Raw genomic sequence first — 14,685 nt, forward strand, 5'->3', positions numbered from 1 at the left:
ATGCTTAAGATTCAGAATTTACATGCAAGCGTCGAAGACAAGACCATCATTAAGGGTCTTGACCTGGAAGTAAAGCCAGGTGAAGTACACGCAATCATGGGCCCGAACGGTGCCGGCAAATCCACGCTGGGTTATGTTCTGTCAGGGCGTGATGGTTATGAAGTAAACGAAGGCACCGCCACCTTCAATAATCAAGATTTATTAGACATGGACGTTGAAGAGCGTGCTCAGTCTGGTTTGTTTTTAGCATTTCAGTATCCGGTTGAAATTCCTGGCGTAAGTAATATGGAATTTATGAAAGAGTCGGTAAATGCGATTCGTGAAAAACAGGGTAAAGAGTCGCTGACCGCTGCCGAGTTTTTGAAAAAAGCCAAAGAAGCCTGCAAACAAGTGCAGTTGCCTTTAGCATTTTTGAAACGCGGAGTGAACGAAGGCTTTTCGGGCGGTGAGAAAAAACGCAACGAAATTATGCAAATGATTTTGCTACAACCTACCTTAGCCATTCTAGACGAATCAGACTCGGGTCTGGACGTAGATGCATTGCAGGTTGTTGCCGACGGCGTTAACAGCCAGCGCGACGGCGAGCGTAGCTTTATTGTGGTAACCCATTATCAGCGTCTGCTTGATTACATCAAGCCTGACTTTGTGCATATTCTGGCCGATGGCAAAATTGTGAAAAGTGGCGATGCTTCGTTAGCCCAGGAAGTTGAGAAAAACGGCTACGCATTTTTAGGTAAAAAATACGAGGAGTCAGAAGTATGAGTCAATGGCTAAATCAGGTCATTGAGCACGCGTCTGTCCCATCAGATTTTCTGGCCACTGTGCGCCAGCAGTCGCGTGAGACCTTACAACAACAAGGCTGGCCTGGCCGCCGTGCTGAAAGCTGGCGCTTTACCCCACTCACCTCAGTGGCAAAGCGCGAAGTGAAGTCGGCAACCGATGTCACTGCGCAACATGCACCAGAAATTGATGGTTTGAACGCTATTGAGTTGGTGTTTGTGGATGGCAAACTCACCACCGATTGTGACAAGTTAGAGGTACCTGATGGGGTGCTTATTGCCACCTTCGACAACTTGAGTGAAGCAGAGCAACAGCGGGCCGCCAAAGTATTTGGACAAGTTAAACCTGAACATCATGTGTTTGGACTGGTTAACGATGTAGCCAGTGAGCAGGGCGTATTTATTGATGTAGCCGATAACGTGACTCTTGAAAAAGTTATACGTATCACAAATCTGGTCAGCCAGGATGTAGACGCTCACACCCGGGTAGCGGTGAACATTGGCGAGAATGCCAGTGCCCGTATCGTCGAGCATGCGCAAGGTGATACACCCAGCATGACTACGGCGTTTGTTGAGTACATGATTGGCGACAATGCACATCTTGAACACTATCGGTTTGCACTGATGGCCGGACAGGCTAAACAAATTGGTGGCAGTCATTTTGCGTTGCATAACGGCTCGACATTAAACAGTACAATTGTGGGCTATGGTAGCGAGTTGTCGCGTCTGGATGTGGATATTATTCACCGCGGTGAACATGCTGATGCCAAAATGAATGCGGTCTATTTGCTGGCCCAGGGCGAGCTGTTCGATCTGCATTCAAATATTGAGCATACGCAACCTAATGGCACTACCGAAGAAAATGCGCGCGGTATTATCGGCGATAACGCCAGAGCCGTGTTCAATGGTCGTATACATATTCATCGCGATGCACAAAAAACGCTGGCCGAGCTGAATAATCGTAATTTGCTGTTGTCACGCAAAGGGCTTATTAATACCAAGCCTGAGCTAGAGATTTACGCAGACGATGTGAAATGTGCTCACGGCGCCACCGTGGCCGAGATTGATGAAGAAGCATTGTATTATCTGCTAACTCGCGGAATTTCTCGTAGCAAGGCGTTGGTGATCCTTAATTTTGGGTTTATTCAGGAGCTGGTAAATCAGGTGCCTGACGATGCAATACGTGAATGGCTACTGCCTAAATTAAGCGAGCGCTTTACCCGGATGGAGGTAAAATGAGCTTAGATGTCGCTGCGCTACGTCAACAATTTCCTATTTTGTCTCGTCAGATAGACGGCAAACCGCTGATTTATCTTGATAATGCGGCGACAACGCAAAAGCCGCAAGCGGTTTTAGATGCCATTATAGATTATTACACAACGTGTAATGCCAATGTACATCGGGGTGCGCATCAGTTGTCTGATGAAGCAACCCGACGTTATGAGCAGGCTCGCGACACCGTGGCTCGGTTTATAAACGCCAGTGTCCGCGAAGAAGTTATTTGGACCCGGGGCACCACCGAAGCTATAAATTTAGTCGCCAATGGGTTAGCTCAGCGATTACAGCACGGCGACGAGGTTATGGTGACCGAGATGGAACATCATGCCAATCTGGTTACCTGGCAACAAGCCTGTAAACGTGCAGGCGCCACCTTAAAAGTGGTGCCTATTAATGCGCGCGGCGAGTTAGATGAAGTCGAATTTGCGAACTTGTTAGGCCCGGCAACCCGCCTGGTTGCTATGCCTCATGTGTCCAACGCATTAGGAACAGTAAATCCGGTTAAAACCTTAACGGCCAAAGCTAAAGAAGTGGGCGCGTGGGTATTAATTGACGGCGCGCAGGGTATTGCCCACGGCGATGTGGATGTACAGGCTATAGGATGCGATTTTTACGCCTTTTCAGGACATAAAATGTTTGGGCCTACCGGTATTGGCGCGTTATGGGGTAAACGTTCGGTTTTGGCCGACTGGCCCGTGTGGCTGGTAGGTGGCGAAATGATTCAGGAAGTTACCTATCAGGATGCTACCTGGGGCGAGCTGCCCAATCGCCTTGAAGCCGGAACTCCGGATATTGCTGGTGCAATTGGCTTAGCGGCCGCGATTGACTGGTTTGATAGCCTTGATAAACAGGCCATTCAAACCCATGAAAAAGCCCTGTTGGCCAGTGCGCATGCTCAGGCCGAAGAATTTGACGGTTTGCAGATAATTGGCACCGCCAGAAACAAAATTGGTGTAATGAGCTTTATGCTTGATGGCGCGCATCCAGCGGATGTGGGATTTATTCTGGATCGGCAAGGCATCGCTATTCGCACCGGAGATAACTGCGCTCAACCGCTGATGAATAAACTGGGAATACCCGGTACAGCGAGAGCGTCGTTTTCAATTTACAATACGATGGACGAAGTAGATGCTTTGTTCTCGGCGCTGGGTAAAGCCAGAACGATGTTGGCTTAACAGGAGACGATATGAGTGTTGAAACCTTTGTACCAAGTACCACTGTTGTGTCGCTAACTGATGCAGCAACAAAACATTTTTCAGCTAAGCTGGCTAAAGCCGATAAACAATGGATTCGGTTGTCAACCCGGGTAAGCGGCTGCACCGGCTATGCCTATGTACTTGATTATGCAGATAGCCCTGAAGCCGACGACGAGACAATTGATGCCGGCAACGGTGTCAACGTTGCTATCGCCAGCAATGCTGTGACCTTATTACAAGGCACTGAAATCGACTATGTGATGGAAGGGGTGAACGGTGTAATTAAGTATTACAACCCCAATGTAGTAGACGAATGCGGTTGCGGCGAAAGCTTTAATATAGGCTAAGGCAATATAAATGGCAGCACAAAAGATGGTCGTCACTGAACGTGACTGCACCGCAAGGTTGGTTCCGGCCGGCGACAAAACGGTTATTCGTGAAGGTGAGTTTGTTAACATCACCCAGGAGCTGGGTGGTAACTACACCATTACCTGGCATGGCAATATGTACCGGATTGATGGTACGGATGCCGACGCCATAGGCCGTAAGCCTCAGGTACTGGATTTTGAAGCCCCGACCGATGGTTCTATCAGTGAACAGCAGGTTTGGGATGCGATGGAAACCATTTACGATCCGGAAATTCCCATTAATCTTGTGTCTTTAGGCTTGATATACAAAGTGACTATTGATCAGGACAGTCACAAAGTGAGTGTTCAGATGACCCTTACTGCCCCAGGCTGTGGTATGGGACCGGTGTTAGTAGGTGATGTTGAATACCGGGTAGGGATGGTTCCAAACGTCGACAGCGTTGATGTAGAGCTGGTATTCGATCCGCCCTGGTCACGAGAGATGATGAGCGAAGAAGCTCAGCTTGAAGCAGGTCTGTTCTTTTAATTACTTCTTGGGATAAGCAACATTATGCGATTGCCTGATAGTCAGGAAATTATTGACGATATTGCGTTTTTCGATGACTGGGAACAACGCTATCAGTACATTATTGATTTAGGTAAAGCCATTCCGGGTTTAAGTGATGAGCAAAAAACCAGTGACCGCCTGGTTAAAGGTTGCCAGAGTTCGGTGTGGATGACTTCGCGCATTGATGAAGGGCGCATACAGTTTGATGTCGACAGCGATGCGGTTATTGTTCAGGGACTGTTAGCATTGGTACTGGCAGCATACAACGATAAAACACCGGCACAAATTTTGGCGTTTGATATTGATGGCTATTTTACTGAGCTGGATCTTGAACGTCATATCAGCCCCACACGCGGCAACGGCTTACGTGCCATAGTGGGTAAAATTCAGGCACTGGCGAAATCAGCGACCCGATAATCTGCAAATTAGAGGGGCTTACAACAATTAATATGCAATTAACCTTAAGGCAATGAACATCGCCTCTGGTCAAGTTGCTAAGAATTGCCTATAATTTGCGGCCAAAATATTATTCGACTTTTCGGAGAAAAGAAAAATGGCTCTAGAGCGTACTTTTTCGATTATCAAGCCTGATGCAGTAGCAAAAAATGTCATCGGTGCAATTTACAACCGTTTTGAATCAGCGGGCCTGCGCATTGTTGCATCTAAAATGGTGCACCTGAGCAAAGAGCAAGCTGAAGGCTTTTATGCTGAGCATAAAGAACGTCCTTTCTTTGGCGCTCTGGTAAACTTCATGACCTCTGGTCCGGTAATGGTTCAGGTTCTTGAAGGCGAAAACGCCGTAGTTAAAAACCGCGAAATCATGGGTGCAACTAACCCAGCTGATGCGGCTGCCGGTACATTACGTGCCGATTATGCTGCTTCTATTGATGAAAATGCGGTACACGGTTCTGATGCTCCTGAATCTGCAGCTCGCGAAATTGCTTACTTCTTTTCAGAAGAAGAAATTTGCCCACGCACTCGTTAATTACGAAGCTGGATTGCGAAAAGGAGAGCTCAGGCTCTCCTTTTTTGTTAGGGCTTATTTTGTTAAGGGATAGTTTGTTAAAGGATATTCTTTGTCCTATCGCAGGCCTGTGCTTTTACCGACTACGCGGCTATGGTAAAATTCGCGCCTAATTTTTGTACGATACGTCCGGTTTTCTTAGACGTATCGGTTTGTGCTGCTTTTAAATAAGCAACCTATTGATTTATATAGTTTAAGGTAAGGTCAGTCATTTTATGGCAAAAACAAATTTGTTAAATCTCAATCGCGAAGGCCTGCGTGCGTACTTCAAGGAGATTGGCGAAAAACCATTTCGGGCCGATCAGGTGATGAAATGGATATACCATCAGGGTGTCAGTGACTTTGCCGAGATGTCGAATCTGAACAAAAGCCTGCGTCAAAAGCTTGAAGAAAACTGCGAAATTAAAGCCCCTGAGATTGCGTATTTCCAGGAAGCCAGTGACGGTACCATCAAGTTTGCCTTAACATTGGAAGGCGGACAAGAAGTAGAAAGTGTCTGGATTCCTGAAACCGACCGCGCTACTTTGTGTGTATCCTCTCAGGTAGGGTGTGCATTAGAATGTACCTTTTGTTCAACCGCGCAGCAGGGCTTTAATCGCAATCTGTCAGTCAGTGAAATTATTGGTCAGGTATGGCGGGTTGCTACCTTCTTAGGATTGTCTAATGACACCGGCAAGCGTCCGGTAACTAACGTAGTCATGATGGGTATGGGCGAACCTTTGCTTAATCTTAAACACGTGATCCCGTCCATGGATTTGATGATGGACGACTTTGGTTTTGGATTGTCTAAGCGCCGGGTTACCTTAAGTACTTCGGGCGTAGTGCCTGCTTTAGATAAGCTGGGCGATACCATTGATGTGGCTTTGGCCATTTCTTTACATGCGCCTAACGATGAGCTGCGTAACGAAATTGTACCTATTAATAAGAAGTACAATATAGAGACATTTTTGGCGGGCGTTAGACGCTATCTTGAAAAGTCGAAAGCCAACCAAGGCAGAGTTACCATTGAATATGTGATGCTTTCACATATTAATGACAGCACCGATCAGGCACACGAGTTGGCTAAAGTATTGAAAGATACGCCATGCAAAATAAACCTGATCCCGTTCAATCCGTATCCCGGGTCGCCATACACCTGTTCATCTAATTCGCGAATTGATCGGTTTTCTAAAGTGCTGATGGAACACGGTTATACCGTGATGGTCCGCAAAACCCGCGGGGATGATATAGATGCCGCCTGCGGCCAACTGGTGGGTGATGTGGTTGATCGCACTAAAAGAATGTTGAAAAAACAGATGAAGGGCGAGCAGATTTCGGTGAAAATGGCGCAGTAATCTAATTGATACGGAGGTAGTCGCCCTATGCGCAAAAGCCTAATTGCTTGCGTTTTTGTTTTATCAGGATGTGTTAGTCAGTCTCAACCGGGCATGCTTAGCGACAACTTTGATCAGTCTGAAGCAGCGCGTACCCGAATGTCTTTGGGTCTGACCTATCTTAAAAACGGTGACTACACCCAGGCTAAGAAAAACCTCGACCGGGCCCTGGAGTTTGGTCCCAGGCTGGCCGACGTACATTATGCTTTGGCCTATTACTACCAAACCGTTGAAGAAACCCCACGAGCGGTAGAGTATTATGAGAATGCATTAGATTTGGCCCCACGTAATGCCGATATTGCCAACAGTTATGGTGCATTTTTGTGTCAGCAGCGGCAGTACGATAAAGCGAATAAATACTTTTCCAAAGCGGTAGACAATAAACACTACGCCAATACCGCGCAAACGTATGAAAACATGGGGCTGTGCGCACGCGAGCAAAATCAGCATCAAAATGCTATTAAGTACTTCAAAACGGCGTTGAATCATCAACCCTCCCGAGGTAAAACACTGATGTTGTTAACTCAGGAATACCTTGAGACGGGCCAGTATGCAGAGGCTGAAAACAGTTTAAGGCGGTACCAAAAGATGGCGCGAGTTACCGCCCAGTCGCTGTGGTTGTCGGTACAGGTTGCTGATGCCCAAAATGATGCTAAAGCAGTGCAAAGTTATGGTGAAATGCTTCGCGCTTTGTACCCTCAAAGCGCCCAGTTTAAGCAGTTTCAGACGCTGGAAAGCCAATCGGGTAGCCGCAACAAGCAAGCTCTGATAAATGATAAAACGGCGGCGCCCGCTGGGTCTGATGATTCCGTCGCATTGAAAAACAAGCCCGGTACACCGGGTATGCCAGCTACGCAATCCACAAAATTGGTAAGCTTAGCTGAAAATCCGCAGGTTCATGTTGTTCAAAGCAATGAGAACCTGTACCGTCTTTCTGTTAAATACAACATTAAAATGTCTTCCCTACGTTCTTGGAATAATCTGGCACAGGCGAATGTGCTGGAAGTAGGCTCCAGATTATGGCTGGTCCCCCCTGAGCAACAAACAAACCAGGTAGTTGAATGAATTTAGAAGAAACCACTGAAAAAAGCGCTGATGAGACGTCTATGCAACATCAGCAGACGCCGGGTAAAATGTTACGCGAAGCTCGTGTTCAGCAAGGGTTATCGCAGCAAGATGTGGCTAACAAACTTTTTTTAAAAGCACATACCATTGAACATATCGAGTCTGATGAAATTGACGACTCAATGTCAGTTACCTTTACCAAAGGGTATGTGCGCAACTATGCAAAGTTTTTAGGCATTGATCACGAACTGGTTATCGAGCGATTTAATCAGTTACACACGGCCACAAAGCCTCCGGCAGCATTACAAAGTTTTTCGCAGCGTGTCGCTAAACAAGCGCATGATGATCGCTGGATGATGGTGACCTGGGCCATATTGTTGTTGCTGGTTGCTGCGGTTGTTATCTGGTGGTACCAGCAAGATGATAACGCCAATGAACAGACGATGGCGGTAGATGCACCAACCAGTAAAGTGACAGCCAGCGAGCGAACCGAAGGGGTTGTTCCGCAACGTCAACCGGCTGATCGCCAGCAAACTCAGCAACAACCTCAGTTAAAAGCGGTTCCGCGAACGAACAGTGAACCCGCTGTCGATTCGCAGCCAGAAAACGATACGACCTCCTCATTGAGCACACCGCCCGACGCGGATGCTCAACTGGCTGCAACGGAGCCTTCATCAGCACAAACGCAAAGTGAAGAGTTAACCACACCAAGTGATAGCGCGCCACAATCTGCAAAATTCACATTTAATGATGAATGCTGGGTAAATATTGTTGATGCCAGCGGCGAAGTACTGGCAACAGGTATTAAAAAGGCGGGGCGGGTAATGGAAATCTCCGGTCAGCCCCCCATCAGTGTTACGTTGGGCGCGCCTGATGATGTAGCTATTGTTTATGCGGGTGAAAATGTCGATATTTCTGGGTTTCAGAATGGTCGTACCGCACGCTTCTCACTACCTTTGCGGGGATAAACATGTTTGGTGAAAGTCCGATTAAACGCAGAAAATCAATTCGTATTAATGTAGGCAATGTGCCCATTGGTGATGGAGCGCCAATTGCGGTGCAGTCGATGACCAACACGCCAACCACTGACGTAGCGGCAACGGTGGCACAAATTAATCGAATTGTGGGTGTGGGCGGTGAAATAGTTCGTGTGTCAGTACCTACAATGGACGCGGCTGAAGCCTTCAAAGAAATTCGCAAACAGGTGAGTGTGCCTTTAATCGCCGATATTCATTTTGATTATCGTATCGCTCTGAAGGTCGCCGAATACGGCGTTGATTGTTTGCGTATCAACCCCGGCAATATTGGTAATATGGATCGCGTGCGTTCGGTAGTCGATTGCGCCAAAGACAAAAACATTCCTATTCGAATTGGAGTGAACGGCGGTTCACTGGAAAAAGATTTGCAGGAAAAATACGGAGAACCCACCCCTGAGGCTTTGGTCGAGTCGGCTATGCGCCACGTGGATATACTCGATAAGCTTAATTTTAATCAGTTTAAAGTAAGCGTGAAAGCTTCCGATGTTTTTTTAGCGGTCGGGGCGTATCGTGAATTGGCTAAACGTATCGACCAGCCCTTGCATCTGGGAATTACTGAAGCCGGCGGTCAGCGCGCAGGCGCAGTTAAAAGCTCGGTAGGTTTAGGGATGCTGCTGGCCGAAGGCATCGGCGATACGCTACGGGTTTCTTTGGCCGCTGACCCGGTGGAAGAAATTAAAGTAGGTTTTGATATTCTAAAGTCATTACGCATACGCTCACGTGGCATCAATTTTATCGCATGTCCAAGCTGTTCGCGTCAGGAATTTGATGTCATCGGCACCGTTAACGCCCTTGAACAGCGTGTAGAAGATATTCTCACGCCAATGGATGTGTCGATTATTGGCTGTGTAGTTAACGGTCCGGGTGAGGCAGAAATATCTGACCTGGGCCTTACCGGCGCGCGTAATATGAGTGGCTATTATGAAGATGGTAAGCGTCAAAAAGTACGCCTGAAAAACGATGAGCTGGTTGATCAGCTGGAAAAGCGTATCAGAGCAAAAGCGAACCAGTTAGATGAAAGCCGAAAAATTGCGGTAGCAATAAAAGACGAATAACCCACGGATGTCCGATGTGGCAAACGTTGTTGTTTCCCTACAAAGCCCCTATAATGCGGGGCTTTTATTTATCAGCAGTATGAGATATTCAGGTGGCTAAAACAATACAGGCTATACGCGGAATGAACGACTGCCTGCCGGAAGTATCCGGTATCTGGCAACAGGTAGAATCAACCTTACGATCAGTGGTAGCCAGTTATGGTTATCAGGAGATACGTACTCCGATAGTTGAGAGTACCGACTTATTCAAACGCTCTATTGGTGAAGTTACCGATATTGTTGAAAAAGAAATGTACACTTTTGATGACCGAAATGGCGATAGCCTGACGTTGCGTCCTGAAGGGACCGCAAGTTGTGTACGGGCCGGTAACGAGCATGGTCTGTTGTACAATCAGCAACAGCGGCTTTGGTACATGGGCCCGATGTTTCGCCATGAACGACCTCAAAAGGGGCGTTACCGGCAGTTTCATCAGTTTGGCGTAGAAGCTTACGGTCTGGCCGGTCCTGATATTGACTTAGAAGTGATACTGCTTAGCGCCCGGTTTTGGAAGGCATGCGGTATTGCCGAGCATGTTACCTTGCAGATCAACTCATTAGGCTCTAATGAAGCGCGCCAGGCTTACCGCGAGGCATTGATTGAATTTTTAACCGCCCGCGCTGACCAGCTTGATGAAGACTCACGTCGACGCATGACCACCAATCCTCTACGTGTATTGGATAGCAAAAATCCAGAAGTACAGGCCGCGTTAGAAGGCGCGCCTTCGCTACTGGATCATCTTGACGCCGAATCAAAAGAACATTTTTCACAGTTATGTGAACGATTACGTTCAGCAGGTATCGAATATGAGATTAATCCACGGTTGGTGCGCGGATTAGACTATTATAACCGCACTGTATTTGAATGGGTTACCGATAGCCTGGGATCACAGGGTACGGTGTGTGCGGGCGGTCGTTACGATGGTCTGGTAGAGCAATTAGGCGGAAAATCAACCCCTGCAGTTGGCTTTGCGATGGGTATCGAGCGACTGGTATTGATGCTCACCACCTTAAAGGCTGAAGAGCAAGATACCAGCAGTGCAGATGTGTTTATAACCGCTTTGGGTGACGACGTTACAGATTATGCAGTCAGCGTTGCCGAACAACTGCGTAACACGCTGCCAGGGGTTCGGGTAATGATGCATTGCGGTGGTGGTAATCTTAAAAAGCAGCTAAAACGTGCTGATAAAACCGGCGCTAAAGTTGCTTTGTTACTGGGCAGCGAAGAAGCCGATAACCACCAGGTTACTATTAAGCCACTGCGCGATGGACAAAATCAGAGTACCGTTTCCTTAGATTCGTTAAGTGCAGAATTAGAATCATTAATTAGTTAACTAAAATACACAGGTCGCAGAAAGGCGGCTTGCCGGACGTACAATACAGAGGTCAGAGATGGAACAGTTCGCTACAGAAGAACAACAAGTAGAAGCGATAAAGCGATTCTGGAAAGATAATGGCATGGCCATCGTTTTGGGCGCAGTAGTAGGCTTGGGCGGCCTGTGGGGATGGCGCTATTACAGCGAAACACAGCTTGAAAATAAAGCTCAGGCTTCCGTTGAGTATCAGCAGGCGGTTGAAACACTACCTTCACAAGCCGGGCTAGATAATGTAGACAAGTTTATCAGTAGCCACAACGATTCTGGATATGCCAGCATTGCCCGGTTTATGAAAGTAAGCAAGTTGGTAGAAAACAATGAGCTTGATCAGGCGGCAAATACGTTGGAAGAAGTAATAAGTACTACTGATGACAACAACTTAAAAGCATTGGCAGGAATTCAGTTAGCGCGAATTCAGCTTGAACAGAATAATTTTGATCAGGCTTTGGCCACCTTGGGTGGTTTGAACAACGATGCATTTAGCAGCTTAATTGCAGAAATAAAGGGCGATGTTCTGGCAGCTCAGGGTAAACCTGACGATGCTCGTATGGCCTATACCAAAGCGCTGGAAAATAACGCCAGTAACCAGTTGGTTAAAATGAAGCTTGATAACCTGTCAGTTGTCACTGGCTCATAAGAATTCAAGAGGTAGCTAGTTTGTCACGATTAACGTGTGGTCAGAAGGGCCGAATTTCACGCACCATGGGTTTAGCGCTGGTGATGAGTATCTCATTGACCGGTTGTACAACGGTTTCAAATTGGTTTGCTGAAGAAGAAGAGATAGCAATACGCACTCTTAAGCCTATTGATGCAGAGTTTGAACCTGAAGTAATCTGGGATACCGATGTTGGCGATGGTATAGATGACTATTTTTCGCGCTTACGTCCGGTTTATGGTGATAACAAAGTATTTGCGGCCAGCCGTCATGGCGAAGTTGCTGCTTTGGACCCAGAAACCGGAGAGAAACACTGGCAGCGTAATTTAGCCACGTTTGCCGACGACGGTATGTTCAGCGCGGTTAGCCAGTTGTGGCGTTCAGGCGAGTCTGCCCGTATAGGCGGTTTGGCCTTTAACGAACAAACCGTGTATGTAGGTACCGAAAATGGCGCCATCATAGCAATGGATTCAGCCACCGGTGAAACCCGTTGGTCGCACTCTGTAGAAGGCGAAATACTATCCGCTCCGGTGGTTTCTGAAGGCGTGTTGGTTGTAAATACAGGGGCAGGCACGCTGTTTGGTATTGATGCCGATTCGGGCGAACAGCTGTGGTTAAACGAAAGCGATGTTCCGCCACTGACCCTTCGTGGTATTTCTGCGCCAATAGCCGCTAACGGTGGCACGATTGTAGGCACCCCCACGGGTAAGATACAGGTTAATATTATCGACTCGGGGTTGGTTGCCTGGGAAACCGCCATCACCAAACCGGCGGGCGCGACTGAGCTTGAACGTATTGTCGACGTAGATGTCACCCCGCTTATGTATGGCGGTATTATTTATGCAATTTCTTACAATGGCACATTAGCCGCCATTGAGCTTCGTAGCGGCCGCGTTATCTGGAAACGTGAATACGGGTCGTATCGTGACGTTACGTTAAGCGACAACACCTTGTTTGTGGTTGATAATAAATCCATTGTTTACGGTTTGGATCGTCGAAACGGGGTGGAGCTATGGTCACAAAGTTCACTTAAACAGCGTAATCTAACCGAAGCCTTACCGGTAGGTGATCACGTAGTGGTAGGCGACAAATGGGGCTTTTTACATTGGATAAACCAGGAAGACGGCAAAATAGTTGCCCGTTATGACCTGGGTGGAGACGATGAAGACGAGTCTGTCTACGTATCGCCAATTGTTGTTGATGATAAAATTGTAGCGATCACCCGCGACGGTACGGTAGCGGCACTGACTATCGGGCAGTAGCTATCGAACTTGGTACAAAGCTATGGTAGATGGCTGACGAAACTGTCGTTTACCGTTACACTATAGCTATATAAGAACAAGCCGCGTGCTAACGCGGCTTGTTCGTTTTTGTTTATATCTCATGTAGGAATACATTAATGTTGCCTGTAGTTGCACTGGTGGGCCGGCCTAATGTCGGAAAATCCACGTTATTTAATCGACTAACCAATACCCGGGATGCCCTTGTGGCTGATTTTCCGGGGCTCACCCGTGATCGAAAATACGGACAGGCTACTTTTGATAGCAAACAATTTATTGTGGTAGATACCGGCGGCATTACCGGAGACGAAGCCGGCATCGATGCTCACATGGCCCAGCAGTCTTTACTGGCCATTGACGAAGCCGATGTGGTGCTGTTTTTAGTCGACGCCCGTGCAGGCCTGATGCCCGCTGACCAGGGTATTGCAGAGCATCTGCGTAAGGTTGACAAAAAAGTGTATGTGGTCGCCAATAAGGTTGATGGTATAGACGGCGATAGCGAAAGCGCTGACTTTTTCGCGCTGGGTCTAGGTCATGTCTATCAAATAGCTGCCGCCCACGGCCGCGGGGTTTCTCAGCTATTAGATAAAGGGCTTAATCCTTTAGCTGAGCAATTTCCTGAAATGGAAGTGGTGGCTAAGCCAACCCATGAAGAGCTTACTTCAGATGAACAGCTGGAACGTTTAAAAAATCTTCCGATAAAATTGGCGATAGTGGGTAAACCCAATGTGGGTAAGTCAACACTGACCAACCGAATTCTGGGTGAAGACAGAGTGGTGGTGTACGACATGCCGGGTACTACCCGAGACAGCGTATATATTCCGCTTGAGCGCGATGAACGCGAATATATTTTGATAGACACCGCGGGGGTAAGAAAACGTCGGAAAATAACCGAAGCGGTAGAGAAATTTTCGATTGTTAAGACACTGCAGGCAATTGAAGAGTCTAATGTTGTTTTGCTGGTCATCGATGCTCGTGAAGGTCTTTCTGATCAGGACTTAAGTTTGTTAGGTTTTGTACTTAACTCGGGGCGTTCGCTGGTTCTTGCGGTAAATAAATGGGATGGCCTGGATACCGATGTTAAAGACGAAATTAAACGTGAGATAGACCGTCGTTTAGGTTTTATCGATTTTGCGCGTTTGCATTTTATTTCAGCGTTGCATGGGTCGGGTGTAGGCAACTTGTTTGATTCGGTAGTCGAAGCGTACGATAGCGCTACCCGCCGTATTAATACCTCCATTTTGACGCAAATTATGGAAATGGCTCAGGATGAACATCAGCCACCGTTGGTTCAGGGACGCCGGGTCAAAATGAAATACGCCCACGCAGGGGGCTACAACCCTCCGGTTATTGTGATTCATGGTAATCAGGTAGATCGCCTTTCTGGCGCTTATAAACGTTTCTTAATGAATTATTTCAGAAAGTCTTTGAAAATTATGGGTACGCCAATTCGTATTGAGTTCAGAGAAGGCGCAAACCCGTTTGAAGGCAAAAAGAATAAGCTGACCCTGGCGCAGGAGCGTAAACGTAAGCGTTTAATGACGTTTCATAAAAAAAGTAAGTAAATGTGAAAAGGGGCGAAAGCCCCTTTTTTGATTGTGTTTTGCTGTGCTGTG

15 protein-coding genes are annotated in these 14,685 nt (G+C 47.3%); all 15 read left to right on the forward strand.

The features are described from left to right. The 15 genes from sufC to der all read left to right on the forward strand — a co-directional run bounded on the left by sufC (window position 1) and on the right by der (window position 14,634). Complete coding sequence (sufC, locus tag JK130_RS02385; RefSeq protein ID WP_218352615.1) at window positions 1-762, forward strand: Fe-S cluster assembly ATPase SufC; 762 nt, start codon at window positions 1-3, stop codon at window positions 760-762. Further along, a complete protein-coding gene (gene sufD, locus JK130_RS02390) occupies window positions 759-2,018 on the forward strand; it encodes a Fe-S cluster assembly protein SufD (protein ID WP_218352616.1) in 1,260 nt (419 codons plus the stop codon). The genes sufC and sufD overlap by 4 nt, the downstream gene beginning before the upstream one ends. Further along, window positions 2,015-3,232, forward strand: a complete 1,218-nt coding sequence (locus tag JK130_RS02395; RefSeq protein WP_218352617.1) for an aminotransferase class V-fold PLP-dependent enzyme — start codon at window positions 2,015-2,017, stop codon at window positions 3,230-3,232. Before sufD ends, JK130_RS02395 begins: the two co-directional genes overlap by 4 nt. A gap of 11 nt (window positions 3,233-3,243) precedes the next feature. After that, on the forward strand, window positions 3,244-3,600 hold the full coding sequence (locus JK130_RS02400; RefSeq protein WP_218352618.1) for a HesB/IscA family protein: 357 nt from the start codon (window positions 3,244-3,246) through the stop codon (window positions 3,598-3,600). Window positions 3,601-3,610: 10 nt separating this feature from the next. Further along, window positions 3,611-4,147 carry a putative Fe-S cluster assembly protein SufT gene (gene sufT, locus JK130_RS02405; RefSeq protein ID WP_218352619.1) on the forward strand — a complete coding sequence of 179 codons (537 nt, stop codon included), beginning with the start codon at window positions 3,611-3,613 and terminating at the stop codon, window positions 4,145-4,147. A gap of 24 nt (window positions 4,148-4,171) precedes the next feature. Next, window positions 4,172-4,585, forward strand: coding sequence for a SufE family protein (locus JK130_RS02410; protein ID WP_218352620.1), 414 nt, complete (start codon window positions 4,172-4,174; stop codon window positions 4,583-4,585). Window positions 4,586-4,721: 136 nt separating this feature from the next. Beyond that, window positions 4,722-5,153, forward strand: a complete 432-nt coding sequence (gene ndk / locus JK130_RS02415; RefSeq protein ID WP_218352621.1) for a nucleoside-diphosphate kinase — start codon at window positions 4,722-4,724, stop codon at window positions 5,151-5,153. Between the two features lie 254 nt (window positions 5,154-5,407). After that, window positions 5,408-6,526 carry a dual-specificity RNA methyltransferase RlmN gene (gene rlmN / locus JK130_RS02420; protein WP_218352622.1) on the forward strand — a complete coding sequence of 373 codons (1,119 nt, stop codon included), beginning with the start codon at window positions 5,408-5,410 and terminating at the stop codon, window positions 6,524-6,526. Between the two features lie 27 nt (window positions 6,527-6,553). Then, window positions 6,554-7,630: a type IV pilus biogenesis/stability protein PilW gene (pilW, locus tag JK130_RS02425; protein WP_218352623.1), complete on the forward strand. Its 1,077-nt coding sequence runs from the start codon at window positions 6,554-6,556 to the stop codon at window positions 7,628-7,630. After that, the gene (locus tag JK130_RS02430) at window positions 7,627-8,598 is read left to right on the forward strand and encodes a RodZ domain-containing protein (RefSeq protein WP_218352624.1); all 972 of its coding nucleotides are present in this window, start codon (window positions 7,627-7,629) and stop codon (window positions 8,596-8,598) included. The genes pilW and JK130_RS02430 overlap by 4 nt, the downstream gene beginning before the upstream one ends. 2 nt (window positions 8,599-8,600) lie before the next feature. Further along, on the forward strand, window positions 8,601-9,722 hold the full coding sequence (gene ispG, locus JK130_RS02435; RefSeq protein ID WP_218352625.1) for a flavodoxin-dependent (E)-4-hydroxy-3-methylbut-2-enyl-diphosphate synthase: 1,122 nt from the start codon (window positions 8,601-8,603) through the stop codon (window positions 9,720-9,722). A 92-nt stretch (window positions 9,723-9,814) separates the two neighbouring features. Then, window positions 9,815-11,092, forward strand: a complete 1,278-nt coding sequence (gene hisS, locus JK130_RS02440; protein ID WP_218352626.1) for a histidine--tRNA ligase — start codon at window positions 9,815-9,817, stop codon at window positions 11,090-11,092. A gap of 58 nt (window positions 11,093-11,150) precedes the next feature. Further along, complete coding sequence (locus JK130_RS02445) at window positions 11,151-11,771, forward strand: YfgM family protein (protein WP_218352627.1); 621 nt, start codon at window positions 11,151-11,153, stop codon at window positions 11,769-11,771. A 65-nt stretch (window positions 11,772-11,836) separates the two neighbouring features. Beyond that, window positions 11,837-13,051 carry an outer membrane protein assembly factor BamB gene (gene bamB, locus JK130_RS02450; protein ID WP_425514579.1) on the forward strand — a complete coding sequence of 405 codons (1,215 nt, stop codon included), beginning with the start codon at window positions 11,837-11,839 and terminating at the stop codon, window positions 13,049-13,051. 137 nt (window positions 13,052-13,188) lie between these two features. Continuing rightward, a complete protein-coding gene (der, locus tag JK130_RS02455; RefSeq protein WP_218352629.1) occupies window positions 13,189-14,634 on the forward strand; it encodes a ribosome biogenesis GTPase Der in 1,446 nt (481 codons plus the stop codon). Window positions 14,635-14,685 lie beyond the last annotated feature (51 nt).

It is taken from the genome of Alteromonas lipotrueiana (assembly GCF_019249245.1).
GTDB lineage: Bacteria > Pseudomonadota > Gammaproteobacteria > Enterobacterales > Alteromonadaceae > Alteromonas > Alteromonas lipotrueiana.

Coding starts and splice junctions, on each gene's coding strand:
- sufD (WP_218352616.1), top strand. CDS start 759: ATGAGTCAATGGCTAAATCAGGTCATTGAGCACGCGTCTGTCCCATCA.
- JK130_RS02395 (WP_218352617.1), top strand. CDS start 2,015: ATGAGCTTAGATGTCGCTGCGCTACGTCAACAATTTCCTATTTTGTCT.
- ispG (WP_218352625.1), top strand. CDS start 8,601: ATGTTTGGTGAAAGTCCGATTAAACGCAGAAAATCAATTCGTATTAAT.
- ndk (WP_218352621.1), top strand. CDS start 4,722: ATGGCTCTAGAGCGTACTTTTTCGATTATCAAGCCTGATGCAGTAGCA.
- der (WP_218352629.1), top strand. CDS start 13,189: ATGTTGCCTGTAGTTGCACTGGTGGGCCGGCCTAATGTCGGAAAATCC.
- JK130_RS02430 (WP_218352624.1), top strand. CDS start 7,627: ATGAATTTAGAAGAAACCACTGAAAAAAGCGCTGATGAGACGTCTATG.
- sufC (WP_218352615.1), top strand. CDS start 1: ATGCTTAAGATTCAGAATTTACATGCAAGCGTCGAAGACAAGACCATC.
- JK130_RS02410 (WP_218352620.1), top strand. CDS start 4,172: ATGCGATTGCCTGATAGTCAGGAAATTATTGACGATATTGCGTTTTTC.
- pilW (WP_218352623.1), top strand. CDS start 6,554: ATGCGCAAAAGCCTAATTGCTTGCGTTTTTGTTTTATCAGGATGTGTT.
- JK130_RS02445 (WP_218352627.1), top strand. CDS start 11,151: ATGGAACAGTTCGCTACAGAAGAACAACAAGTAGAAGCGATAAAGCGA.
- JK130_RS02400 (WP_218352618.1), top strand. CDS start 3,244: ATGAGTGTTGAAACCTTTGTACCAAGTACCACTGTTGTGTCGCTAACT.
- sufT (WP_218352619.1), top strand. CDS start 3,611: ATGGCAGCACAAAAGATGGTCGTCACTGAACGTGACTGCACCGCAAGG.
- bamB (WP_425514579.1), top strand. CDS start 11,837: ATGGGTTTAGCGCTGGTGATGAGTATCTCATTGACCGGTTGTACAACG.
- rlmN (WP_218352622.1), top strand. CDS start 5,408: ATGGCAAAAACAAATTTGTTAAATCTCAATCGCGAAGGCCTGCGTGCG.